At 60.9% G+C, this 307-nt stretch carries 1 protein-coding gene; it reads right to left on the bottom strand.

Annotated elements, in window-relative coordinates; translation table 11 throughout:
- On the bottom strand, positions 1 to 292 hold a 292-nt coding region (locus ACZXDY_RS46660), incomplete at its 3' end, for a universal stress protein (RefSeq protein ID WP_464350125.1).
- Positions 293 to 307 lie beyond the last annotated feature (15 nt).

Here is a 307-nt window from a genome sequence, read left to right as displayed (position 1 = left end):
CGTTGAAGATATCTCGCGTTGCGCTGCCGAGCATCAGCTCGCGCTCGAATCCATGTGCGAACGCGCCCATCACCAGCAGATCCGCGTCTGCTTGCTGCGCATGGGCCAGAAGGGTCGCGCCGACGTTCAGAGTCTCACGACGGATCGTGCTGAATTTGGCATCAACCTGCCACCGCGCCAGATAGCGGCAGAGTGCGTGTCCGGAATGAGGTATCGGAAACAGCTTGTCGTCAATGACCGATACGACGAGCACCTCACGCGCCTGAGCGAGAAGGGGCAAGGCGTCGTGCACTGCACGAACTGCCGA

The organism is Bradyrhizobium sp. LeoB3 (assembly GCF_055456055.1).
Note: the sequence above shows the minus strand (reverse complement) of the source record. Positions and strands in the feature narration are given on the sequence as shown.